20 protein-coding genes and 2 pseudogenes are annotated in these 22583 nt (G+C 53.3%); 10 read left to right on the top strand and 12 right to left on the bottom strand.

Going from position 1 to position 22583, the window contains the following annotated elements:
- Positions 1–30 precede the first annotated feature (30 nt).
- The 4 genes from pstC (at position 31) to phoU (ending at position 3480) form a co-directional block, all read left to right on the top strand.
- Entirely contained in the window at positions 31–990 is a 960-nt protein-coding gene (gene pstC, locus ACLD11_RS17235) for a phosphate ABC transporter permease PstC (protein ID WP_000741630.1), read from the top strand.
- On the top strand, positions 990–1880 hold the full coding sequence (gene pstA, locus ACLD11_RS17230) for a phosphate ABC transporter permease PstA (RefSeq protein ID WP_411015155.1): 891 nt from the start codon (positions 990–992) through the stop codon (positions 1878–1880). Before pstC ends, pstA begins: the two co-directional genes overlap by 1 nt.
- A gap of 86 nt (positions 1881–1966) precedes the next feature.
- Complete coding sequence (gene pstB, locus ACLD11_RS17225; protein WP_000063118.1) at positions 1967–2740, top strand: phosphate ABC transporter ATP-binding protein PstB; 774 nt, start codon at positions 1967–1969, stop codon at positions 2738–2740.
- 14 nt (positions 2741–2754) lie between these two features.
- Positions 2755–3480 carry a phosphate signaling complex protein PhoU gene (gene phoU, locus ACLD11_RS17220; RefSeq protein ID WP_000377800.1) on the top strand — a complete coding sequence of 242 codons (726 nt, stop codon included), beginning with the start codon at positions 2755–2757 and terminating at the stop codon, positions 3478–3480.
- 94 nt (positions 3481–3574) lie between these two features.
- Here the strand turns inward: phoU and yieH are convergent, their stop codons facing one another.
- Positions 3575–4240 carry a 6-phosphogluconate phosphatase gene (gene yieH / locus ACLD11_RS17215; RefSeq protein ID WP_411015154.1) on the bottom strand — a complete coding sequence of 222 codons (666 nt, stop codon included), beginning with the start codon at positions 4238–4240 and terminating at the stop codon, positions 3575–3577.
- Positions 4241–4408: 168 nt separating this feature from the next.
- Here yieH and adeP point away from each other — a divergent pair, with 168 nt between their 5' ends.
- A complete protein-coding gene (gene adeP, locus ACLD11_RS17210) occupies positions 4409–5746 on the top strand; it encodes an adenine permease AdeP (protein WP_411015153.1) in 1338 nt (445 codons plus the stop codon).
- Positions 5747–5790: 44 nt separating this feature from the next.
- Here adeP and ACLD11_RS17205 read toward each other — a convergent pair whose 3' ends face one another.
- The 5 genes and pseudogenes from ACLD11_RS17205 to mnmE form a co-directional block, all read right to left on the bottom strand.
- Positions 5791–6375 (bottom strand): NADPH-dependent FMN reductase, encoded by a 585-nt coding sequence (locus ACLD11_RS17205; protein ID WP_001608976.1) that lies wholly within the window; start codon positions 6373–6375, stop codon positions 5791–5793.
- Positions 6375–7130 carry a 4'-phosphopantetheinyl transferase family protein gene (locus tag ACLD11_RS17200; protein WP_024157381.1) on the bottom strand — a complete coding sequence of 252 codons (756 nt, stop codon included), beginning with the start codon at positions 7128–7130 and terminating at the stop codon, positions 6375–6377. Before ACLD11_RS17200 ends, ACLD11_RS17205 begins: the two co-directional genes overlap by 1 nt.
- A gap of 157 nt (positions 7131–7287) precedes the next feature.
- Positions 7288–7581 (bottom strand): annotated as a pseudogene (locus tag ACLD11_RS17195) (DNA-binding transcriptional regulator); the annotation flags it as partial.
- Position 7582: 1 nt separating this feature from the next.
- Positions 7583–7973 (bottom strand): annotated as a pseudogene (locus tag ACLD11_RS17190) (MFS transporter); the annotation flags it as partial.
- Positions 7974–8155: 182 nt separating this feature from the next.
- Positions 8156–9520, bottom strand: a complete 1365-nt coding sequence (gene mnmE, locus ACLD11_RS17185) for a tRNA uridine-5-carboxymethylaminomethyl(34) synthesis GTPase MnmE (RefSeq protein ID WP_411015152.1) — start codon at positions 9518–9520, stop codon at positions 8156–8158.
- A 174-nt stretch (positions 9521–9694) separates the two neighbouring features.
- Between mnmE and ACLD11_RS17180 the strand changes: the two genes are divergently transcribed.
- Positions 9695–10786, top strand: coding sequence for a hypothetical protein (locus ACLD11_RS17180; protein ID WP_411015151.1), 1092 nt, complete (start codon positions 9695–9697; stop codon positions 10784–10786).
- 300 nt (positions 10787–11086) lie between these two features.
- Here the strand turns inward: ACLD11_RS17180 and yidC are convergent, their stop codons facing one another.
- From yidC to rpmH, 4 genes are read right to left on the bottom strand one after another with little or no spacing between them, the layout of a single operon-like run.
- Positions 11087–12733 (bottom strand): membrane protein insertase YidC, encoded by a 1647-nt coding sequence (yidC, locus tag ACLD11_RS17175; protein WP_000378278.1) that lies wholly within the window; start codon positions 12731–12733, stop codon positions 11087–11089.
- A gap of 2 nt (positions 12734–12735) precedes the next feature.
- Positions 12736–12993 (bottom strand): membrane protein insertion efficiency factor YidD, encoded by a 258-nt coding sequence (gene yidD / locus ACLD11_RS17170; protein WP_001307474.1) that lies wholly within the window; start codon positions 12991–12993, stop codon positions 12736–12738.
- The gene (gene rnpA / locus ACLD11_RS17165; protein ID WP_000239725.1) at positions 12957–13316 is read right to left on the bottom strand and encodes a ribonuclease P protein component; all 360 of its coding nucleotides are present in this window, start codon (positions 13314–13316) and stop codon (positions 12957–12959) included. The genes yidD and rnpA overlap by 37 nt, the downstream gene beginning before the upstream one ends.
- 16 nt (positions 13317–13332) lie before the next feature.
- Positions 13333–13473: a 50S ribosomal protein L34 gene (rpmH, locus tag ACLD11_RS17160; protein ID WP_000831330.1), complete on the bottom strand. Its 141-nt coding sequence runs from the start codon at positions 13471–13473 to the stop codon at positions 13333–13335.
- A 660-nt stretch (positions 13474–14133) separates the two neighbouring features.
- Between rpmH and dnaA the strand changes: the two genes are divergently transcribed.
- The 4 genes from dnaA (at position 14134) to gyrB (ending at position 20353) form a co-directional block, all read left to right on the top strand.
- On the top strand, positions 14134–15534 hold the full coding sequence (dnaA, locus tag ACLD11_RS17155; protein ID WP_000059093.1) for a chromosomal replication initiator protein DnaA: 1401 nt from the start codon (positions 14134–14136) through the stop codon (positions 15532–15534).
- Positions 15535–15538: 4 nt separating this feature from the next.
- Complete coding sequence (gene dnaN, locus ACLD11_RS17150) at positions 15539–16639, top strand: DNA polymerase III subunit beta (RefSeq protein ID WP_000673474.1); 1101 nt, start codon at positions 15539–15541, stop codon at positions 16637–16639.
- 197 nt (positions 16640–16836) lie between these two features.
- Positions 16837–17910: a DNA replication/repair protein RecF gene (gene recF, locus ACLD11_RS17145; protein WP_411015150.1), complete on the top strand. Its 1074-nt coding sequence runs from the start codon at positions 16837–16839 to the stop codon at positions 17908–17910.
- A 28-nt stretch (positions 17911–17938) separates the two neighbouring features.
- Entirely contained in the window at positions 17939–20353 is a 2415-nt protein-coding gene (gyrB, locus tag ACLD11_RS17140) for a DNA topoisomerase (ATP-hydrolyzing) subunit B (RefSeq protein ID WP_000072047.1), read from the top strand.
- A gap of 18 nt (positions 20354–20371) precedes the next feature.
- On the opposite strand, the gene ACLD11_RS17135 is transcribed toward gyrB, so the two are convergent.
- Positions 20372–21268, bottom strand: a complete 897-nt coding sequence (locus tag ACLD11_RS17135; protein ID WP_079973661.1) for a LysR family transcriptional regulator — start codon at positions 21266–21268, stop codon at positions 20372–20374.
- A gap of 114 nt (positions 21269–21382) precedes the next feature.
- A complete protein-coding gene (locus ACLD11_RS17130; RefSeq protein ID WP_183057508.1) occupies positions 21383–22576 on the bottom strand; it encodes a mandelate racemase/muconate lactonizing enzyme family protein in 1194 nt (397 codons plus the stop codon).
- Positions 22577–22583 lie beyond the last annotated feature (7 nt).

Genomic DNA, 22583 nt, shown 5'->3' with positions numbered 1-22583 from the left:
GTAAAATGCGTTTAATGGAAAGAGTAATTTATGGCTGCAACCAAGCCTGCTTTTAACCCGCCGGGTAAAAAAGGCGACATGATTTTCAGCGCGCTGGTGAAACTGGCTGCGCTGATTGTGCTATTGATGTTGGGCGGTATTATCGTCTCATTGATCATCTCCTCCTGGCCAAGTATTCAGAAATTTGGTTTCTCATTTCTTTGGACTAAGGAATGGGACGCGCCAAACGATATCTACGGCGCGCTGGTGCCCATTTACGGCACGCTGGTGACCTCCTTTATCGCACTGCTGATCGCCGTTCCGGTCAGTTTCGGCATTGCCCTGTTTTTAACCGAGCTGGCGCCAGGCTGGCTAAAGCGTCCGCTCGGCATCGCCATTGAACTGCTGGCGGCCATTCCCAGTATCGTGTACGGCATGTGGGGGCTGTTTATCTTCGCACCGCTGTTTGCGACGTACTTCCAGGAGCCGGTCGGCAATATTCTTTCCAACATTCCGTTTGTCGGCGCGCTGTTCTCCGGCCCGGCGTTTGGTATCGGCATTCTGGCGGCGGGCGTCATCCTCGCCATCATGATCATCCCCTACATTGCGGCGGTTATGCGCGACGTCTTCGAGCAAACGCCGGTAATGATGAAAGAGTCCGCTTACGGTATCGGCTGTACTACCTGGGAAGTTATCTGGCGCATCGTGCTACCGTTCACCAAAAATGGCGTGATCGGCGGCATTATGCTGGGGCTGGGCCGTGCTCTGGGTGAAACGATGGCGGTCACTTTTATCATCGGCAACACTTACCAGCTCGACAGCGCGTCGCTGTATATGCCGGGCAACAGCATCACTTCCGCGCTGGCGAACGAATTCGCTGAGGCGGAATCGGGTCTGCACGTGGCAGCGTTGATGGAACTGGGGCTGATCCTGTTTGTGATCACCTTTATCGTCCTGGCGGCGTCTAAGTTCATGATTATGCGTCTGGCGAAGAACGAGGGAGCACGTTAATGGCTACGCTTGATATGCAGAACACCGCGCAGCTCGCGGAATCCCGTCGCAAGATGCAGGCGCGCCGCCGCATGAAGAACCGCATTGCGCTGACGCTATCGATGGCCACGATGATCTTCGGCCTGTTCTGGCTGGTGTGGATCCTGATGGCGACCATCACTCGTGGTATCGACGGGATGTCGCTGGCGCTGTTTACCGAAATGACGCCGCCGCCGAATACGGCGGGCGGCGGGCTGGCGAACGCCCTGGCGGGGAGTGGATTGTTGATTCTCTGGGCTACCGTATTGGGTACGCCGCTGGGGATTATGGCCGGGATCTATCTGGCGGAATATGGCCGTAAATCCTGGCTGGCGGAAATCATTCGCTTTATTAACGACATTCTGCTTTCCGCGCCGTCAATTGTTGTGGGGCTGTTTGTTTACACCATCGTGGTGGCGCAGATGCAGCACTTCTCCGGTTGGGCAGGGGTGATTGCGCTGGCGCTGCTGCAGGTGCCGATCGTTATTCGTACCACCGAGAACATGCTCAAACTGGTGCCGGATAGCCTGCGTGAAGCCGCTTATGCGCTGGGTACGCCGAAGTGGAAGATGATCTCCGCGATTACGCTGAAAGCCTCTATCTCCGGCATTATGACCGGTATTCTGCTGGCGATTGCGCGTATCGCCGGCGAAACGGCGCCATTGTTGTTTACCGCGCTCTCCAACCAGTTCTGGAGCACCGACATGATGCAGCCGATCGCCAACCTGCCGGTGACCATCTTTAAATTCGCGATGAGCCCGTTTGCCGAATGGCAACAATTAGCCTGGGTGGGCGTGCTGATTATTACCCTGTGCGTACTGCTGCTGAATATTCTGGCGCGTGTTGTTTTCGCGAAGAAAAAACACGGTTAAAGACATTGTAGGCCTGATAAGCGTAGCGCCATCAGGCATTATTTTACGGCGTGGCGGATGCGGCGCTGGATGAGGAAAAGAGTGAAATGAGTATGGTTGAAACTGCCCCGAGTAAGATTCAGGTTCGTGATTTGAACTTCTACTACGGCAAATTCCATGCCCTGAAGAACATTAATCTGGATATCGCGAAGAATCAGGTAACGGCATTTATCGGGCCATCCGGCTGCGGTAAATCAACGCTACTGCGTACCTTCAATAAAATGTATTCGCTTTATCCGGAGCAGCGCGCGGAAGGTGAAATTCTGCTGGATGGCGACAATATTCTCACCAACACCCAGGATATCGCGCTGCTGCGCGCAAAAGTGGGAATGGTATTCCAGAAGCCAACGCCGTTCCCGATGTCCATCTATGACAATATCGCCTTTGGCGTGCGTCTGTTTGAGAAGCTGTCTCGCGCCGATATGGACGAGCGCGTGCAGTGGGCGTTGACCAAAGCCGCATTATGGAACGAAACCAAAGATAAATTGCACCAGAGCGGGTACTCTCTCTCCGGTGGTCAGCAGCAGCGTCTGTGCATTGCGCGCGGTATCGCCATTCGCCCGGAAGTGTTGCTGCTGGATGAGCCATGTTCAGCTCTGGACCCGATCTCCACCGGGCGTATTGAAGAGCTGATCACCGAGCTGAAACAGGATTACACCGTGGTGATCGTGACCCACAACATGCAGCAGGCGGCACGTTGTTCCGATCATACGGCGTTTATGTACCTGGGCGAGTTGATTGAGTTCAGCAACACGGACGATCTGTTCACCAAGCCCGCGAAGAAACAAACAGAAGACTATATCACCGGTCGTTACGGTTAATTCAGGAGTGCGTAATGGACAGTCTGAACCTTAATAAACATATTTCCGGCCAGTTCAACGCCGAACTGGAAAGCATCCGCACTCAGGTAATGACCATGGGCGGCATGGTGGAGCAGCAGCTTTCTGACGCTATCACCGCCATGCACAACCAGGACAGCGAGCTGGCGAAGCGCGTGGTAGAAGGCGACCATCAGGTTAATATGATGGAAGTCGCCATCGATGAAGCCTGCGTGCGTATTATCGCCAAGCGCCAGCCGACGGCGAGCGATCTGCGTCTGGTGATGGCGATTATCAAAACCATCGCCGAACTGGAGCGCATTGGCGACGTGGCGGATAAAATCTGCCGCACCGCGCTGGAGAAATTCTCCCAGCAGCACCAGCCACTGCTGGTCAGCCTGGAGTCGCTGGGCCGCCACACCGTGCAGATGCTACACGACGTGCTGGATGCGTTCGCGCGCATGGATCTCGACGAAGCGGTGCGTATCTACCGTGAAGACAAGAAAGTTGACCAGGAATATGAAGGCATCGTGCGTCAGCTGATGACCTACATGATGGAAGACTCGCGCACCATTCCCAGCGTGCTGACCGCGTTATTCTGCGCGCGTTCTATCGAGCGTATCGGTGACCGTTGCCAGAATATCTGCGAATACATCTTCTACTTCGTGAAGGGGCAAGACTTCCGTCACGTGGGCGGTGATGAGCTGGATAAGCTGCTGGCGGGGAAAGATCCGAAAGAGTAAATCTCATTCTTTTGCCCGGTGGCGCTGCGCTTACCGGGCCTACAGGTACAGATGCTGTAGGCCGGATAAGCGTCAGCGCCATCCGGCATTTCAGTTAACGCGTAATCTCCCACCCGCGCGCTTTCCACAATCCCGGCAACTGCGCCAAATCGGTAAATGTCGTCACGTTAGGGTGATCGATCGGCTTGTTATGCGGATCGGCGCAGAAATAAAACACTTCCATTCCCGCCGCAATTCCTGACTGCGCGCCTGCGCTGGAATCATCCACCAGAATACACCTCTCAACATTGACCTTCATGGCGTTCGCCGCATGGAGCATCAGCGCCGGATCGGGCTTCCAGCGTTGAATATCGTAACCGCTAAACAGCAAATCGGGAAAATGATGCAATATGCCCAGTTTACCCAGCGAATGCTGCATCTTACTGACCGGCCCGTTGGATACCACGCACATGGGCGTCTTAATGCTCTCCAGCAGGGTATTTGCGCCCGCGATCGCTTCCAGTTCGGTATCGAACAGGCGCGCAACCTCGGCGCGATACACGGGTTCCAGCTCCGCCTTTGCCAGCGCAACGCCATGCTCTTTACTGATGGTATCGATAATTTCGTAGAGCTTTACGCCTTTAAAGCGTCTGAATACTTCCGCGAGCTCAAGCGTAATGCCGAACTGCCGGAACATAGCAACATAGGCGCGCGAGCAAATCACTTCACTGTCGACCAGAGTGCCGTCACAGTCAAAAAACACCGCTTCGATTTGGGACATGTCATTTCCATTTTAACAAGTTTAACGTTTACGTAATGCTGAATGAGGGGACGCAATCGTTGCCGTACTAACAAATTGAGTGAAAAAAATTACCACACAACTGCGCCAGGTGTCGCATTTTGGTATAGGATAACGGCGAATTTTCCCTCCTTTCTCCGGAAATTGATAATGAGTCAACAACACACCACCCAGGCTTCTGGTCAGGGTATGCTGGAACGCGTGTTTAAACTGCGCGAACATGGCACGACGGCACGAACCGAAGTGATCGCCGGTTTTACCACTTTCCTGACGATGGTTTATATCGTTTTTGTTAACCCGCAAATTCTGGGCGTAGCTGGCATGGACACCAGCGCCGTCTTTGTGACCACCTGTCTGATTGCAGCCTTTGGCAGTATTCTGATGGGCCTGTTCGCTAACCTGCCGGTGGCGCTGGCGCCCGCGATGGGGCTGAATGCGTTCTTTGCCTTCGTGGTTGTGCAGGCAATGGGACTGCCGTGGCAGGTAGGCATGGGCGCCATTTTCTGGGGCGCTGTTGGTCTTTTATTGCTGACTATCTTCCGCGTGCGTTACTGGATGATCGCCAACATTCCGGTCAGCCTGCGCGTGGGCATCACCAGCGGCATCGGCCTGTTTATCGGTATGATGGGGCTGAAAAACGCCGGCGTGATCGTCGCTAACCCGGAAACGCTGGTCAGCATCGGCAACCTGACCTCGCACAGCGTGCTGCTGGGGGTTCTCGGATTCTTTATTATTGCGATTCTCGCTTCGCGCAACATTCATGCGGCGGTGCTGGTGTCCATCATCGTCACGACGCTGCTTGGCTGGATGATGGGCGATGTACACTACAATGGCATTATCTCCGCACCGCCAAGCGTCACCAGCGTGGTAGGGCATGTCGATTTAGCAGGTTCGTTCAATCTTGGCCTGGCGGGGGTTATTTTCTCTTTCATGTTGGTAAACCTGTTTGACTCCTCCGGTACGCTGATTGGCGTGACCGATAAAGCCGGCCTGGCGGATGAGAAAGGCAAATTCCCGCGCATGAAGCAGGCGCTGTTTGTTGATAGTATTTCTTCCGTCACTGGCGCATTTGTCGGAACCTCTTCTGTGACCGCTTATATTGAATCCTCTTCCGGCGTTTCGGTGGGCGGTCGTACCGGTCTGACGGCGGTGGTGGTCGGTATTTTGTTCCTGCTGGTTATCTTCCTGTCGCCGCTGGCGGGCATGGTGCCGCCTTACGCGGCGGCGGGCGCGCTGATTTACGTCGGCGTGCTGATGACCTCCAGCCTGGCGCGGGTAAACTGGCAGGATTTAACCGAATCGGTCCCGGCGTTTATTACGGCGGTAATGATGCCGTTTAGCTTCTCGATCACCGAAGGTATCGCGCTGGGCTTTATCTCTTACTGCGTGATGAAGATTGGTACCGGTCGCCTGCGCGACCTTAGCCCGTGCGTAGTGATTGTCGCGCTGTTATTCGTGCTGAAGATTGTGTTTATTGACGCACACTGATGAAATGAACCCTCGCCCCATCGGGGGGAGGGTTTTTAAATAACTTACGCTTTAACGCGCTGAATATACTCGCCAAATGCGGTCAACTGACCGGTCAAATGATCTAACGTTCCCTGCTCAATCACTTCGCCCAGTTGCGGATCGACTTTATTCTGAATCACGCCGCCCATAAATTCCGGTTTATTCATCACCATCGCATCAAGGAACACCAGAATCTGGCGCAGATGATACTGGCAGCGCGCGCCGCCAATCGCCCCCATTGAACTGGTCTGGATAAGAACGGGTTTACCCGCCAGCGGCTGCTCAGGCAGACGGGATAGCCAGTCGATGGCATTCTTCAGGCCGCCGGGAACGGAATAGTTATATTCCGGCGTCACAATGACGACGCCGTCAGCGTTGCGAATCTGCTCCGCCAGCGCCTCTACGCTGGCTGGAAATCCCTCTTCCTGCTGGATATCGGCGTCATACAGCGGAATATCCCCGATCGAAGGCAGCGGCGATACCGTCATTCCTGCCGGCGCGACTTTAGGCAGCGTACGCGCCACCATTCCGTTAAAGGAACCTTTGCGTAAACTTCCCAGCAATGTAACCACATTCAGCGTTTCAGACATACGTGCCCCTTTTTTCATTATGAACGATTAAGCGTATACGATTTGGCGGCGGGGAGTTGGGCGAATCGCATCAGACGACCGGTTGGCTCATTGGCGCGCGTCTGGATATCGGGCAGGCTTTTCCAGCCCAGTTTGCCATCGAACTCCCACACTTTTAATTTTTCTATCGCTGGCGTAACGGTTACGGACCATACCAGCACATCTTCCGCATCGCACACGGCTTCAAGCTGCGTGACATGCGCGCACTTCAGGCGTCCGGCAACGGGTAAAAGTTGCAGTTCTCGCGGATCGTCATTCATGACATCGCCGGTGAGTTTTAACACGCTCTGGCGCAATGTAATGAGTTGCGCTCGCGCTTCGTTGGGATCGCTTTGATTGGCTACCCATAAGTTTTCATTACGGGAGAAAGGGTGGCGTTCGAGCGAATGCGGATGGTGAAAGCCGCGGGAGGTGCGCTGTAATTCCATATCCAGCCCGCACTCTCCTTCGGTGGTCAACGCCACGCCAACCATATTTCCGGCGTAGGAGATAGAAAAACCTGGCAGATTTTTGTCACGAAACGCGGGCTTACCTTTCGCCTGAATAATGATTTCCGGCAGCTCGCTAATTCCGTACAGCATAAACATCAGTTCGGCAAGAAGGCCTCTGGAGGCGAGAAAACGCGTTCGTCGGTGAGCAGGCAGGTTTCTGGCTTCAATATGGCAAGACGAAGAGAGACGAATTGAAACTAACTGTCCCTCCGTAAGTATCCCTCTGGCAAAGTGAGTCGCCATTTTTCGCTCCGTGATTAATGGGCCGTGATAATGACGAGAGTAACATTAACGTAAATTATGGACAGGTTTTACGCGCTAAAAATTCAATTTCAGAAGGTTCTTTAATCAGACGGTGACATTTCTGGTAAGAGGAAGGTTAATTTATCAACGCAGGTGGTCAGATAAGGCGACGGCAGAGCGTGTTGATAGCCTGTTGTAGCCACACAATCTTGGGATTATGACTATTACGTTTGTGCCATAATAGGGTAAACGGCACCATCAGCTTTTCCCGCTGTTGCGCATCAAAAGGCAGGGGGCGCGCCACTAACGGTAGCTGGTGGAGCTGATTGTAGTGCTGGCAATAGCGCGGCGCGGTTGCTATCAGGGTGTGATCCGGCTGGGCGGCCATAAAGAGCGACTGCTCGAACCCCGGCAGGCTCAACGCGATATGGCGTTTGCGCCCCATTTCTTGCCCCATTCAATAATGACAGCACTTTCGCCCGGCGATGCTCGTCGAGCGTGTCGCGCAGAATGGCGAACGCCACCACATAGCAGCCGCCTGCTCCTACCCCCCTGAAGAAAACGCCCACTCAGAAATAGCGAGCCTTTCGACGCCCATGAACAAAGCAGTGAGGCCATCATAAAGACGATCGCGACCGGCTTGCGGCCTGACTGGTCGGCTATCTTCCCGGCAAACAGCATGGCCGTCGCCATTCCGGCCAGGTAAACGGAAAAGGCGATATGCAACTGCGCCTCGCTGGCGTTCAGATCGGCGGCTATACGCGGTAAACCGACCAGATACATATCAATACCGGCAGGATAGAGTAAAACCAGGACAAAACTACACAGTAGAAAACGTTTCATAGCGGCCTCACGAAAAGTGTGGCGCTAAGAATACGGGGCGACGTTGCGCGAGACGAGTTGCCATTTGGACAACAGTGATTTCCGCATGGGAAATCATTGCTGCCGGATGGCGGCATAAACGCCTTATCCGGCCTACGGATTCTGTAGGCCCGGTAAGCATTGCGCCACCGGGCAACACAACGTTATTTACCAATACAGAAGCTGGAGAAAATCCGTCCCAGCAGGTCGTCGGAAGTAAATTCGCCGGTAATCTCGCTTAAGCTTTGCTGCGCCAGGCGCAACTCTTCCGCCAGCAGTTCCCCCGCCCATGCGCCTAATAGCTGTGCTTTGCCCTGTTCAAGATGTTCAGCGGCTTCCGCCAGCGCCTGTAGGTGACGGCGGCGGGCCAGGAAGCCGCCTTCCATATTGGTATCAAACCCCATGCTCTGCTTGAGGTGGTTACGCAACACGTCGACGCCTTCGCCGGTACGCGCCGAGAGGCGAACCAGTGAGTGACCATTTACTTCACTAATACCCAGAGTTTCGCCGGTGATATCCGCCTTGTTACGTACCACGGTAATCGGTAGATTTTTGGGCAGCCGGGCGATAAAGTCCGGCCAGATGTCGGCAGGGTCAACGGCGTCCGTCGTGGTGCCATCCACCATAAACAGCACGCGATCGGCCTGTTCAATCTCCTGCCAGGCGCGTTCGATGCCGATACGCTCAACTTCGTCGCTGGCGTCGCGCAGTCCGGCGGTATCGATGATATGCAGCGGCATCCCGTCGATGTGAATATGCTCGCGCAACACGTCGCGCGTGGTACCGGCGATATCGGTGACAATGGCCGCTTCACGGCCCGCCAGCGCATTCAGCAGGCTTGATTTCCCGGCATTCGGGCGTCCGGCAATCACTACCTTCATTCCTTCGCGCAGCAGGCTGCCCTGGCGCGCTTCGGTGCGCACGGCGTCAAGATCGGCAATGACACCATTGAGCTGCGCTTCAATTTTGCCGTCAGAGAGAAAATCGATCTCCTCATCCGGAAAATCGATAGCCGCTTCGACGTAGATTCGCAGGTGAGTAAGTGCTTCCACAAGGTGGTTAACGCGGGCGGAAAATGCCCCCTGTAACGAGTTTAGCGCCGAACGCGCCGCCTGTTCGGAACTGGCGTCGATCAGGTCGGCAATAGCTTCCGCCTGGGCTAAATCGAGCTTATCGTTGAGGAACGCTCGCTCGGAGAACTCGCCCGGTCGGGCAATTCGCACGCCTGGAAGCGTCAGGATACGTTTTAACAGCAGGTCCAGGATCACCGGACCGCCGTGCCCTTGTAGCTCCAGCACATCTTCACCGGTGAAGGAGTTCGGGCCGGGGAACCACAGCGCAATACCCTGATCCAGCGCGCTGCCGTCAACGTCTTTAAACGGCAGGTAGTCGGCATAGCGCGGCTTCGGCAGCTTGCCCAGCACCGCCTGAGCGACCTCTTTAGCATTCAGACCGGAAATACGCAGGATACCGACGCCACCGCGTCCCGGTGGGGTAGCCTGGGCGACAATAGTGTCGTTATGGCTCATGATATGTCTCGTAAAATACGAATAAAAAGGCGGTCGTCAACCGTTCCTTTTTTACCAGACTATGTCTGTTTCCGGGAACCGACAGGCCTACAAATAAGGTAAAAAGCTTATCACCATCAGGCGGAATAGCAAATATAATAATATTTCTTTCTTATTAACTCACAGGACGGACATATGGGACTTACTGTTGGTCATTCATATTGCACTGCTACTATCAGCAGAGAAACAATAAATAAAATGCTCTCTTCCGGTGAGCTCCCACATATGACTATATGGGAGTGCATAAAAGATTTTTTCTTTAGTACAGGGCAAAGAGAAGCTTTAAATTGTTTACATAAATTATGTAATCCCACACCAGATTTAAAGGATACAGACGTTACATCTTGTTTCTTTAGGTTAAAAGAGCTAGCTTCACCAGGATATCAGGAAAGATTTATTCATGATTTTGAAGGCTCTTTTACGGGGAGCACGGGGAGCACGGGGAGCACGGGGAGCACGGGGAGTTTGTATCTTAAAGATAACTCTGGGGATGTTTTTCTGTATATAGAAATGAGTGAAGGATCTTGTAATTATACCATACTTGGGAAAACATTTATTTTTAACACCAGCCAAATGCCGCATTCTCAACAGAAATGCGAAATAAGCACGCCAGGGTTATCCATAATCTTTCAAGAAAGTGAATCTCAATCAAGCACTGATAGTATATTGTGGTTAAAAGACGGTTGTTATAAAGTATCGTATGAAACAGGTGAATTTAACTTAGATTTCAATGGTTTTTACCAGCATGTGTTGAACTTCATTACCTCAGTACAAAAAGGTGATAATTTCAGGTTGTGGCAAGATGAAGAAAAAGAAACCTATCTCTCGGCAATGGTTAATAAAGCAATAGATCTTCATTTTGGCGAGAAACAGGTGAAATTATCAAAACAAGTAAAAGAGGGGATTTTTGAACATGTAAAAAATAACTTAGGTGTGTGTGACCTACGGTTAAATAGTGCCTGTGCACAAAGTTCAATAAAGCATTGTGTGTTAACATTGTTAAATAAAGATGAACGCTGGGACATTTTTATTAATCAAACCTCTACTAACCGCGAGGTCAAAAAAACAATAACCGCCGACATAGTTAGCACCGTTTCAAATAGAATTTTCGAAAATATGTTTAGGGACGAAATGAAATTGCCTGAGAAATGGAGTAGCAGAGTGTATTCTTTAGTAAGGGATTCAATAAAATTGATGAGCGAGCCATCTGATTTTATCATGCAATAGAAGTATACGGGTTTTAAGCTCTAACAACAAAGTAGTTTAAGTGTTTTTAATAGCCAGCAATCAACCGAGAAATTAACTATACTTATTTTGGCTCATTTAAATTTCGCGTATGGATGAAAATATCATCGTGTCAGAATAATATTCAATAATATTTGTTCAGCCAGGCTGAAGTGAAGAAGATGGTCATATTTCGAGTGGTAAAAAAACCGCAATGTGTAGGTTGCGGTTTTTTTCAGGGCTTGACTGACCATCCGTTAGATTAGCCGGACGTCGGCATAAACGCCTTATCCGGCCTTACGGTCAGGATTTTTTCTTCTCGCGGCTATGCAGGCCACGCTTCTCCAGACCACGGTAGATCAACTGCTGCTGAATGATGGTGACCAGGTTGCTGACGATATAGTACAGCACCAGACCTGACGGGAACCACAGGAAGAACACCGTAAAGATGACCGGCATAAAGGTCATGATCTTCTGCTGCATCGGGTCGGTCACGGTGGTCGGCGACATCTTCTGAATGAAGAACATCGTTACGCCCATCAGGATCGGCAGAATGTAGTACGGGTCCTGTGCGGACAGGTCATGAATCCACAGCGCGAACGGCGCATGACGCAGTTCAATGGAACCCATCAGCATGTAGTACAACGCCAGGAAGATAGGCATCTGGATGATCAGCGGGAAGCAGCCGCCCAGCGGGTTAACCTTCTCCGCTTTGTACAGGGCCATCATCTCCTGGCTTTGGCGCTGTTTATCATCGCCAAGACGTTCGCGCATCGCCTGAATTTTCGGCTGCAGCATACGCATCTTCGCCATTGACGTGTACTGCGCTTTGGTCAGCGGGTACATGATACCGCGAACGATAAAGGTAATGATGATAATGGAGAAGCCCCAGTTGCCCACAAAGCTGTGGATCCACTTCAGCAACTTGAACAGCGGCTGAGAGATGAACCACAACCAACCGTAGTCCACGGTCAAATCCAGGTGCGGTGCAACAGCCGCCATTTTATCCTGAATTTCCGGGCCGACCCACAGGGTGCTGGTCATCGCGCCAGTCTGGCCTGGCTGTACCAGTACCGGCTGCGCTTTATAGCCGATAGCGACAATGCCGTTACCAAGATTGGCAGTGTAGAAATTGTTGGTGCCGTCGTTACGCGGAATCCATGCGGTAGCGAAATACTGCTGCAACATTGCCACCCAACCGCCTTTGGAGCTGACGTTGAGGTTTTCGTTATCGGCAATAGTGTCGAATTTGTATTTCTCATACTTCTCATCCGGCGTGGAGTACGCTGCGCCGCGGAACGTATGCAGCGCAAAGTTGCTGCTGCCGGTGTCGCGATGAGGAGGCAGGTTGACGGATTGTTTTAACTGACCAAAGGTGGAGACTTCCAGCGGTTTTTCGCCGGTGTTCTGCACGCTATAGTTCACGTTAACCGCATAATCGCCACGCTTAAAGACAAACGTTTTGGTAAACGTGTTGCCTGCGGCGTCAGTATAAGTCATCGGAACCTGCAGTTCGTTCTGACCGTCGGCCAGTACAAACGCATCTTTCTCGACGTTGTACAGCGGACGCGGGCCGTTCGCCGGGTTATCCGGGCCGTCGCGGCCTGTCAGGCCGCTTTGCGCCTGATAGATAAACTGCGGGGTGGTTTCCAGCAGCTGGAACGGTTCGTTGGAACCCAGTTCTTTCGGGTAAGCCGGGAGCAAGGCCTGCTCGACATCACCACCACGGGTGTTGATAGTCAAATCAAGCACATCGGTTTTCACCGTAATCATTTTCCCCTGGCCACTGGCTGGTACGCCCTGGTCGGCGGCGCTACCCGCTGCGGTGGTCGTTGTCTGCGTGGTCTGTTGAGTCTGAGGTTGCGGATTTTTATCCTGCTCCCAGGCTTGCCAGATCATGAAAGACACGAACAGCAAAGCGATGACTAAAAGATTGCGTTGCGAATCCATCGTTAGTGTTCTCTGGTATCAAATGGTCCGGGCGGGACGGGATCGTCACCACCAGGGTGTAAAGGGTGGCATTTTAATACGCGTTTCACCGTCAACCAACTGCCTTTTATCACTCCAAACCTGCGCAATGCCTCAATTCCGTAGCTTGAGCACGTTGGCGTGAAACGACAATGCGGCCCAAGCAGCGGACTGATCAGGCGTTGATAGACCCGAATAAGGGCTATCAGGACCCGCGAGCCAGGCGACAGTGGCGGCGCCATAATTTTTCCAACGCTTCCGAGAGAGCACGGTTATCGAGGTCGGCAACCCCTTTTTTCGCCACCACCACGAAATCCATTGCAGGAAGTTCATGCTGGCGCAGACGGAAGCTTTCACGCGTCAGACGTTTAATCCGGTTGCGTTCATGCGCACGTCGAACGTTTTTCTTGGCGACGGTAAGACCGATACGGGGATGCCCCAGCGAATTCAGGCGGCCGAGGATGGTGATTTGCGGCGTGCCAGCCCGTTGAGGTTGCTGGAAGACGAATGTGAAATGAGCGGGAGTTAACAAACGTAACTCCCTGGGAAATGCGAGCTTAACCACTCAGGGGTTAGCTTTATTACTTGGAAACGGTCAGACGAGCGCGGCCTTTAGCACGACGACGTGCCAGAACCTGACGACCATTTTTAGTAGCCATACGAGCACGGAAGCCGTGAGAACGGTTGCGCTTCAGTACAGACGGTTGAAAAGTGCGTTTCATGGCGATTTCTACCTAAACTTGAATAAATTCACTGACTTTTGCGTATACCCGAACAAACTTTGAACGACTTACGCCACAGTGTGGGTGATTAAAGAGGCCGGATTGTAATAATTGTACACTCCGGAGTCAATTCTCTTTCCTTATTTTCCCGCGATTTTCCACACCTTTTTGTGCGGAAAATAAGCAGCGTTGACGCCATATGACGGGCATTGCGCGACGGGTGGAGAATTATACGTACTGCCAGGTAAAGCGCAAGGATCGCCCTGGATCTTTGTGCGATCTTTTAGGCGTCTGCTCACCTTTACCTATTAATTTTTTCAATATGCGCGCGAAAGCGTACAGGAGTTCCCCTGGATCGATTACACTTATCCTTTCCTGGAAAGTCCTGTGGATAAATCGGGAAGAATCTGTGAGAAACAGAAGATCTCTTGCTCAGTTTAGGCTATGATCCGCGGTCCTGATCGTTTCAAACGATCCTGGTCAGGCATGAACACGAAATCTTTCAGACTGCGTGAAGTCGCGATCGTTTGAAAGATCCGTGAAAACCGCAGACAGCGGTTCGTGCGTCACCCTTCATGCAGGGTCTTATCGACGTGCGCCAACAATCATTAATGTATCAGCCTTTGTCATTTATCGACTTTTGTTCGAGTGGAGTCCGCCGTGTCACTTTCGCTTTGGCAGCAGTGTCTTGCCCGATTGCAGGATGAGTTACCAGCCACAGAATTCAGTATGTGGATACGCCCGTTGCAGGCGGAACTGAGCGATAACACGCTGGCTTTGTATGCGCCAAACCGTTTTGTGCTCGATTGGGTAAGAGATAAGTACCTCAACAATATCAATGGATTACTCAACACATTCTGCGGCGCGGATGCCCCACAACTGCGTTTTGAAGTGGGAACAAAGCCCGTTACGCAAACGCTAAAAACGCCTGTGCATAACGTTGTCGCGCCCGCGCAGACAACGACGGCGCAGCCGCAGCGCGTAGCGCCTGCGGCCCGTTCGGGCTGGGATAACGTACCAGCGCCGGCGGAGCCGACCTACCGCTCCAACGTCAATGTTAAACATACATTTGATAACTTCGTCGAAGGTAAATCCAACCAACTGGCGCGCGCGGCGGCACGTCAGGTGGCGGATAATCCTGGCGGCGCTTATAACCCGTTATTCCTCTATGGCGGCACCGGTCTGGGTAAAACTCACCTGCTGCACGCGGTGGGGAACGGCATTATGGCGCGCAAACCCAACGCGAAAGTCGTGTATATGCACTCCGAGCGCTTTGTGCAGGACATGGTAAAAGCCCTGCAAAATAACGCCATCGAAGAGTTTAAACGCTACTACCGCTCCGTTGACGCATTGCTGATCGACGATATTCAATTCTTCGCCAATAAAGAACGATCCCAGGAAGAGTTTTTCCACACCTTTAACGCTCTGCTGGAAGGCAATCAGCAGATCATTTTGACGTCGGATCGCTATCCGAAAGAGATCAACGGCGTTGAGGATCGTCTCAAGTCCCGCTTTGGTTGGGGGCTAACAGTGGCGATCGAACCGCCAGAACTGGAAACCCGCGTGGCGATCCTGATGAAAAAAGCGGACGAAAATGATATTCGTCTGCCAGGCGAGGTCGCGTTCTTTATCGCCAAACGTCTACGCTCTAACGTGCGTGAACTGGAAGGTGCGCTGAACCGGGTGATTGCCAATGCCAACTTTACCGGCCGGGCGATTACTATCGACTTTGTGCGCGAAGCGCTGCGCGATTTACTGGCGTTGCAGGAAAAACTGGTCACCATCGACAATATTCAGAAGACGGTGGCGGAGTATTACAAAATCAAAATTGCGGATCTGCTTTCTAAGCGTCGATCTCGCTCGGTAGCACGTCCGCGCCAGATGGCTATGGCGCTGGCAAAAGAGCTCACCAACCACAGTCTGCCGGAAATCGGCGATGCGTTTGGCGGGCGCGACCACACTACCGTACTTCATGCCTGTCGTAAAATTGAGCAACTGCGTGAAGAAAGCCACGATATCAAAGAAGATTTTTCGAATTTAATCAGAACATTGTCGTCGTGATCCTATGAAATTTACCGTTGAACGTGAACATTTATTAAAACCGCTTCAGCAGGTCAGCGGCCCGCTGGGCGGTCGTCCTACGCTGCCGATTCTCGGTAACCTGCTCCTCCAGGTAGCGGACGGTACGCTTTCTCTGACCGGCACCGATCTTGAAATGGAGATGGTCGCGCGCGTTACGCTTTCTCAGCCGCATGAGCCGGGCGCCACTACCGTGCCGGCGCGGAAATTCTTTGATATCTGCCGCGGCCTGCCGGAGGGCGCGGAGATTGCCGTTCAGTTGGAAGGCGATCGGATGCTGGTGCGTTCTGGCCGTAGCCGCTTCTCGCTGTCTACGCTGCCTGCCGCCGATTTCCCGAATCTTGACGACTGGCAAAGCGAAGTTGAATTTACGCTGCCGCAGGCCACGATGAAGCGCCTGATTGAAGCGACCCAGTTTTCGATGGCCCATCAGGATGTGCGCTACTACTTAAACGGTATGCTGTTTGAAACGGAAGGTAGCGAACTGCGCACTGTCGCGACCGACGGCCACCGCCTGGCGGTGTGCTCAATGCCGCTGGAAGCGTCTTTACCCAGCCACTCGGTGATTGTGCCGCGTAAAGGCGTGATTGAACTGATGCGTATGCTCGACGGCGGCGAAAACCCGCTGCGCGTGCAGATTGGCAGTAATAATATCCGCGCGCACGTCGGCGACTTTATCTTTACCTCGAAGCTGGTGGATGGGCGCTTCCCGGATTACCGTCGCGTTCTGCCGAAGAATCCGGATAAACATCTGGAAGCGGGCTGCGATATCCTCAAGCAGGCGTTTGCCCGCGCGGCAATCCTCTCGAATGAGAAATTCCGCGGCGTTCGTCTGTACGTCAGTGAGAATCAGCTCAAAATCACCGCCAATAACCCGGAGCAGGAAGAAGCGGAAGAGATTCTGGACGTGAGCTACGGCGGGACGGAGATGGAAATCGGCTTTAACGTCAGTTACGTGCTGGACGTGCTCAATGCGCTGAAGTGCGAAACCGTGCGCATTATGCTGACGGATTCCGTATCCAGCGTACAGATTGAGGATGCGGCGTCACAGTCGGCTGCCTATGTTGTTATGCCAATGCGCTTGTAAAGAATATCGGGCTATCTTACTTGTTATTCTGGCTTCGGGCAGTGCTCGCACAAAATACGAAGTATTTTGGACGTCTTATGGACGGCCCGAAGGGCGAGCGCAGCGAGCAATCCTCACGTACTCCAGTACGCTCCGGTTGCTGTGCGCTGGCCGTAACCAGACTAATTGCGCCGATAACGCCCTGGTTATGAGTTGATATGTCGCTATCCAGACTGCTAATCAAAGACTTCCGCAACATAGAAAATGCGGATCTCGCTTTATCCCCCGGCTTTAACTTCCTGGTTGGCGCCAACGGCAGCGGCAAAACCAGCGTGCTGGAAGCTATCTATACGCTTGGCCATGGTCGGGCGTTTCGCAGTTTGCAGCCTGGCCGCGTGATTCGTCATGAGCAGGAAGCGTTTGTTCTTCACGGGCGATTACAGGGCGAAGAGCGTGAGACGTCGATTGGCTTAACCAAAGATAGGCAGGGCGACAGCAAAGTCCGTATCGACGGTACCGACGGTCACAAGATCGCGGAGCTGGCGCATTTAATGCCGATGCAGTTGATTACGCCGGAGGGGTTTACTTTACTCAACGGCGGCCCCAAATACAGAAGAGCGTTCCTTGACTGGGGATGCTTTCACAACGAAGCCGGATTCTTCACCGCCTGGAGCAACCTGAAACGATTGCTGAAACAGCGTAATGCTGCGCTGCGCCAGGTGAGTCGTTATGAGCAATTGCGCCCGTGGGATAAAGAGCTGATTCCGCTGGCGGAACAAATTAGTATCTGGCGGGCGGAGTACAGTAGCGCTATCGCACAGGACATGGCGGATACCTGTCAGCAGTTTTTACCTGAATTTTCCCTGACGTTCTCTTTCCAGCGCGGCTGGGAGAAAGAGACAGACTATGCGGACGTGCTGGAGCGAAGCTTTGAGCGTGACCGTATGTTGACCTACACCGCGCACGGGCCGCATAAAGCGGACTTTCGCATTCGCGCCGACGGCGCGCCGGTGGAAGATACCCTGTCGCGCGGGCAGCTAAAGTTATTGATGTGCGCCTTACGTCTGGCGCAGGGCGAGTTCCTCACCCGCGAAAGCGGGCGGCGCTGCCTGTACCTGATAGATGATTTTGCCTCTGAACTTGACGATGCGCGTCGCGGACTGCTGGCCAGCCGCTTAAAAGCCACGCAATCGCAGGTCTTTGTCAGCGCCATTAGCGCTGAACACGTTATAGACATGTCGGATGAAAATTCGAAGATGTTTACCGTGGAAAAGGGTAAAATAACGGATTAACCCAAGATTAAATGAGCGAGAAACGTTGATGTCGAATTCTTATGACTCCTCCAGTATCAAAGTCCTGAAAGGGCTGGATGCGGTGCGTAAGCGCCCGGGTATGTATATCGGCGACACGGATGACGGCACCGGTCTGCACCACATGGTATTCGAGGTGGTAGATAACGCTATCGACGAAGCGCTCGCGGGTCACTGTAAAGATATCGTCGTGACTATTCACGCCGATAACTCCGTGTCCGTAACGGATGATGGCCGTGGCATTCCGACCGGGATTCACCCGGAAGAAGGCGTCTCGGCGGCGGAAGTGATCATGACCGTTCTGCACGCGGGCGGTAAATTTGACGATAACTCCTATAAAGTCTCCGGTGGTCTGCACGGCGTGGGCGTCTCGGTAGTCAACGCTCTGTCGCAAAAACTGGAACTGGTTATCCAGCGAGATGGCAAAATTCACCGTCAGATCTACGAGCACGGCGTGCCGCAGGCACCCCTGGCCGTCACTGGCGATACCGATAAAACCGGCACGATGGTACGTTTCTGGCCGAGCCACGAAACCTTCACCAACGTCACTGAATTTGAATATGAGATCCTGGCGAAACGCCTGCGTGAACTGTCATTCCTGAACTCAGGCGTCTCCATCCGCCTGCGCGACAAGCGCGATGGCAAAGAAGATCATTTCCACTACGAAGGCGGCATCAAGGCGTTTGTTGAATATCTGAACAAGAATAAAACGCCGATCCACCCGAATATCTTCTACTTCTCCACCGAAAAAGACGGTATCGGCGTCGAAGTAGCGCTGCAGTGGAACGACGGTTTCCAGGAAAACATCTACTGCTTTACCAACAACATTCCGCAGCGCGACGGCGGTACCCACCTGGCAGGCTTCCGTGCGGCGATGACCCGTACGCTGAACGCCTACATGGACAAAGAAGGCTACAGCAAAAAAGCCAAAGTCAGCGCCACCGGCGACGATGCCCGTGAAGGTCTGATTGCGGTGGTTTCCGTGAAGGTGCCGGACCCGAAATTCTCCTCGCAGACTAAAGATAAGCTGGTCTCTTCCGAGGTGAAATCGGCGGTAGAACAGCAGATGAACGAATTGTTGAGCGAATACCTGCTGGAAAACCCATCTGACGCGAAAATCGTCGTCGGCAAAATTATCGACGCCGCGCGTGCGCGTGAAGCGGCGCGTCGCGCCCGTGAAATGACCCGTCGTAAAGGCGCGCTCGATTTAGCCGGTCTGCCGGGCAAACTGGCGGACTGCCAGGAACGCGACCCGGCGCTGTCCGAACTGTACCTGGTGGAAGGGGACTCCGCGGGCGGCTCTGCGAAGCAGGGGCGTAACCGCAAGAACCAGGCGATTCTGCCGCTGAAAGGTAAAATCCTCAACGTCGAGAAAGCGCGCTTCGACAAGATGCTCTCCTCTCAGGAAGTGGCCACGCTGATTACCGCGCTGGGCTGCGGTATCGGTCGCGACGAGTACAACCCGGACAAGCTGCGCTATCACAGCATCATCATCATGACCGATGCGGACGTCGACGGCTCGCACATCCGTACGCTGCTGTTGACCTTCTTCTACCGTCAGATGCCGGAAATCGTTGAACGCGGCCACGTCTACATTGCGCAGCCACCGCTGTACAAAGTCAAGAAAGGCAAGCAGGAACAGTACATCAAAGACGATGAAGCGATGGATCAGTACCAGATTTCCATCGCGCTTGACGGTGCGACTCTGCACGCGAACGCCCATGCGCCGGCGCTATCCGGCGAAGCGTTAGAAAAGCTGGTCTCTGAATATAACGCCACGCAGAAAATGATTGGTCGTATGGAGCGTCGCTTCCCGAAAGCGCTGCTCAAAGAGCTGGTGTATCAGCCAACTCTGACCGAAGCCGATCTTTCTGATGAGCAGACTGTAACGCGCTGGGTGAATGCGCTGATTACCGAGCTGAACGAGAAAGAGCAGCACGGCAGCCAGTGGAAGTTCGATGTTCATACTAATACGGAACAGAATCTGTTCGAGCCTATCGTTCGCGTGCGTACGCATGGCGTGGATACCGATTATCCGTTGGATCACGAGTTTGTGACCGGCGCGGAATATCGTCGTATCTGCACGCTGGGCGAGAAGCTGCGCGGTCTGATTGAAGAGGACGCGTTTATCGAACGCGGCGAGCGTCGCCAGCCGGTAACCAGCTTCGAGCAGGCGCTGGAGTGGTTGGTGAAAGAATCACGTCGCGGTCTGGCTATCCAGCGTTATAAAGGTCTGGGTGAAATGAACCCGGATCAGCTGTGGGAAACCACCATGGACCCGGAAAGCCGCCGTATGCTGCGCGTGACCGTTAAAGATGCGATTGCTGCCGACCAGCTGTTCACCACGCTGATGGGTGATGCCGTTGAGCCGCGTCGTGCCTTTATCGAAGAGAACGCCCTGAAAGCGGCGAATATCGATATTTAACCTGCCTTAATCCCCGGCCTACCGCTGGTTGGCCGGGGCATCATGATGTTCTCCGACATAGCTGAATAAAAAATCTCTAAAGCGCTGCGTGGCGGGCGTTTGTGCGCGCCACGCATGGAAATAAAGGTTCATATTGCGCCGCAGCGGAGGCGTGAGCGAACAGGTCGCTAATTGGTAGCTTTTGGCGTAATGGCGGGAAAAGGTTCCGGCGATCACCACGCCTTCACACTGCGCCGCCAGCGACATGGCGGTCGCCATATGTTCCACCGTCATTTTGGGCTTAATGCGCACGCCAGCGGTTGCGGAGATCATCGGAATGGATTCGTTGCCAACGGCGATCAGCTCTTCGCTTTGAATCTCTTCCCAGCGAACCGTTTTTTTATGCAGCCGATAGTCCGGATGGCAGTACAGGGCGATTTCCGTTGTGAACAGCGTTTGTTTGTCGATTTCCGGCTCCAGCGGCCGCTCCGGGCCGATACCAAAATCGGCTTCTCCCAACATAATGCTTTTTTGTAATTGCGACATGGGCTTATCAATAAGCTGTACGTGGGTATGCGGATGCTGCCGCTTAAAGGCATGGATGATTTGCGGCAGAAAAGCACAGGCAATCAGCGGCGCGCCAACAACCCGCACCAGGGATTTTTTGATCTCTTTCAGGTCGCGGGCATAATTTTCGGCCCGTTGAAACTCTTCAACAACCCGCATGGCGGCGGGTAAAAATTTTTCGCCGTCGGGCGACAGCTTCACCACGCGTGAAGTGCGGTCGAAAAGGGAAACCTCCATCTGGCTTTCCATTTCGTTGATTAAACCGCTAACAGCTCCCTGCGTGATGCACAGATATTTGCTGGCGGCGGTAAAGCTACGCAAATCCGCGACGGCCAGAAACGCGCGAAATTGCCGGATAGTTAAATTCATTTGCCACCTGTGTTACCCCTTTACTGAGAGGATTTTATCTCAGGCTGGATAAGGTCGCGTTGATACGACTCGCAAATACAGGGGGTCTGCCTGCGGCGCAGGCAGACAGTTGGCTTATTTTACGGTGATGGTTGGTGATTTTTTCATGGTTTCTTCGGTCAGTTCCTGGCCGATGCCGGGAAGCTCCGGGACTTCGTACATGCCGTTCTTCGGCAGGTAGTTGTATTTACAGGTCTGTGTATTCGGCTCCAGCAGCGCATACCGGTGCAGTTCGTGGATGACGAAGTTAGGGATTGCGGTTTCCATATGCAGCGCCACCGCCGTGGAAATCGGCCCGCCGCAAACGTGGATTTGCACCGTTTTGTCGTAAACATGCGCCATATCGCAGATTTTCTTCACTTCGGTGATGCCGCCGCAGGTGCAGATATCGGGCTGAATAACGCTCAGGCTGCCGTTTTCCAGGAAAGGACGGTATCCCCAGCGCCAGTAAATGCGTTCGCCAGCCGCCAGTGGAATATTGACCTTATCGGCAACCTGCTTCATCTGCGCGGGGTTCAACGGCATGACCGGCTCTTCGTAGTAGAAGATGCCCAGTTCTTCGATCATGCGGCCAAACTGAATCGCCGAGGTGGTATCCGTAAAGGCATGCATTTCGGCGATGATATCCACGTCCGGGCCGACTGCATCGCGAATGGCGGCCATACGGTCGTAGCCCAGACGCAGGATTTTATCGGTGAGAGGCCCGTTGAGGTTTTGCTGGTTCCAGTTGCCGTGGCGATCCATTGCGACGGTATCCACTTTTATTGCGTCATAGCCTTCGCTGACGGCGGTCAGCGCCGCCTGTGCATACTGCTCCGGCTCGGTCAGCATATCTTTATCGCTGCCGTCCCCCCAACCAAACTGTAGCTGACTGGCGTAGGTTCTGATTTTCTCGCGGCTTTTGCCGCCAAGCATTTTATACAGCGGTACGCCCCACGCTTTGCCTTTGATATCCCACAGCGCGATATCGATGCCGCTCATCGCCGCGGAAAAAATGCCGCCGCCGCCCTGCCCCCAGAAGGTTTTTTTGAGCATCTTTTCCCAGATAGCTTCGTTATTCATCGGGTCCATGCCGATGATAATGGAGGCTAAATCTTTTGCCATGCCGATGCCCGCAGAGGCACCGACGCCGTAAGCCAGCCCGACTTCGCCAAAACCGGAAATGCCCTCATCGGTATTAATTTTTACCACCACCGGACGCCATTTGCTGGTGGCGGACGCAAAATCGTTCGCCACATCAATAATATCAACGCTGGTAATTTTCATAATTTACTCC

It is taken from the genome of Salmonella sp. 741265116_PST (genome assembly GCF_046567715.1).
Taxonomy (GTDB): Bacteria; Pseudomonadota; Gammaproteobacteria; order Enterobacterales; family Enterobacteriaceae; genus Salmonella; species Salmonella enterica.
The sequence above is the reverse complement of the archived record's forward strand: the minus strand, read 5'-3'. Positions and strand labels throughout refer to the sequence as shown.

What these genes read in the sequence shown, in the direction of transcription:
- gyrB (WP_000072047.1), top strand. Translation starts at nt 17,939, where the DNA reads ATGTCGAATTCTTATGACTCCTCCAGTATCAAAGTCCTGAAAGGGCTG.
- yidC (WP_000378278.1), bottom strand. Translation starts at nt 12,733, where the DNA reads ATGGATTCGCAACGCAATCTTTTAGTCATCGCTTTGCTGTTCGTGTCT.
- pstA (WP_411015155.1), top strand. Translation starts at nt 990, where the DNA reads ATGGCTACGCTTGATATGCAGAACACCGCGCAGCTCGCGGAATCCCGT.
- ACLD11_RS17135 (WP_079973661.1), bottom strand. Translation starts at nt 21,268, where the DNA reads ATGAATTTAACTATCCGGCAATTTCGCGCGTTTCTGGCCGTCGCGGAT.
- recF (WP_411015150.1), top strand. Translation starts at nt 16,837, where the DNA reads ATGTCGCTATCCAGACTGCTAATCAAAGACTTCCGCAACATAGAAAAT.
- adeP (WP_411015153.1), top strand. Translation starts at nt 4,409, where the DNA reads ATGAGTCAACAACACACCACCCAGGCTTCTGGTCAGGGTATGCTGGAA.
- yieH (WP_411015154.1), bottom strand. Translation starts at nt 4,240, where the DNA reads ATGTCCCAAATCGAAGCGGTGTTTTTTGACTGTGACGGCACTCTGGTC.
- pstC (WP_000741630.1), top strand. Translation starts at nt 31, where the DNA reads ATGGCTGCAACCAAGCCTGCTTTTAACCCGCCGGGTAAAAAAGGCGAC.
- yidD (WP_001307474.1), bottom strand. Translation starts at nt 12,993, where the DNA reads ATGGCGCCGCCACTGTCGCCTGGCTCGCGGGTCCTGATAGCCCTTATT.
- rpmH (WP_000831330.1), bottom strand. Translation starts at nt 13,473, where the DNA reads ATGAAACGCACTTTTCAACCGTCTGTACTGAAGCGCAACCGTTCTCAC.
- phoU (WP_000377800.1), top strand. Translation starts at nt 2,755, where the DNA reads ATGGACAGTCTGAACCTTAATAAACATATTTCCGGCCAGTTCAACGCC.
- mnmE (WP_411015152.1), bottom strand. Translation starts at nt 9,520, where the DNA reads ATGAGCCATAACGACACTATTGTCGCCCAGGCTACCCCACCGGGACGC.
- ACLD11_RS17200 (WP_024157381.1), bottom strand. Translation starts at nt 7,130, where the DNA reads ATGGCGACTCACTTTGCCAGAGGGATACTTACGGAGGGACAGTTAGTT.
- dnaN (WP_000673474.1), top strand. Translation starts at nt 15,539, where the DNA reads ATGAAATTTACCGTTGAACGTGAACATTTATTAAAACCGCTTCAGCAG.
- ACLD11_RS17180 (WP_411015151.1), top strand. Translation starts at nt 9,695, where the DNA reads ATGGGACTTACTGTTGGTCATTCATATTGCACTGCTACTATCAGCAGA.
- pstB (WP_000063118.1), top strand. Translation starts at nt 1,967, where the DNA reads ATGAGTATGGTTGAAACTGCCCCGAGTAAGATTCAGGTTCGTGATTTG.
- ACLD11_RS17205 (WP_001608976.1), bottom strand. Translation starts at nt 6,375, where the DNA reads ATGAAAAAAGGGGCACGTATGTCTGAAACGCTGAATGTGGTTACATTG.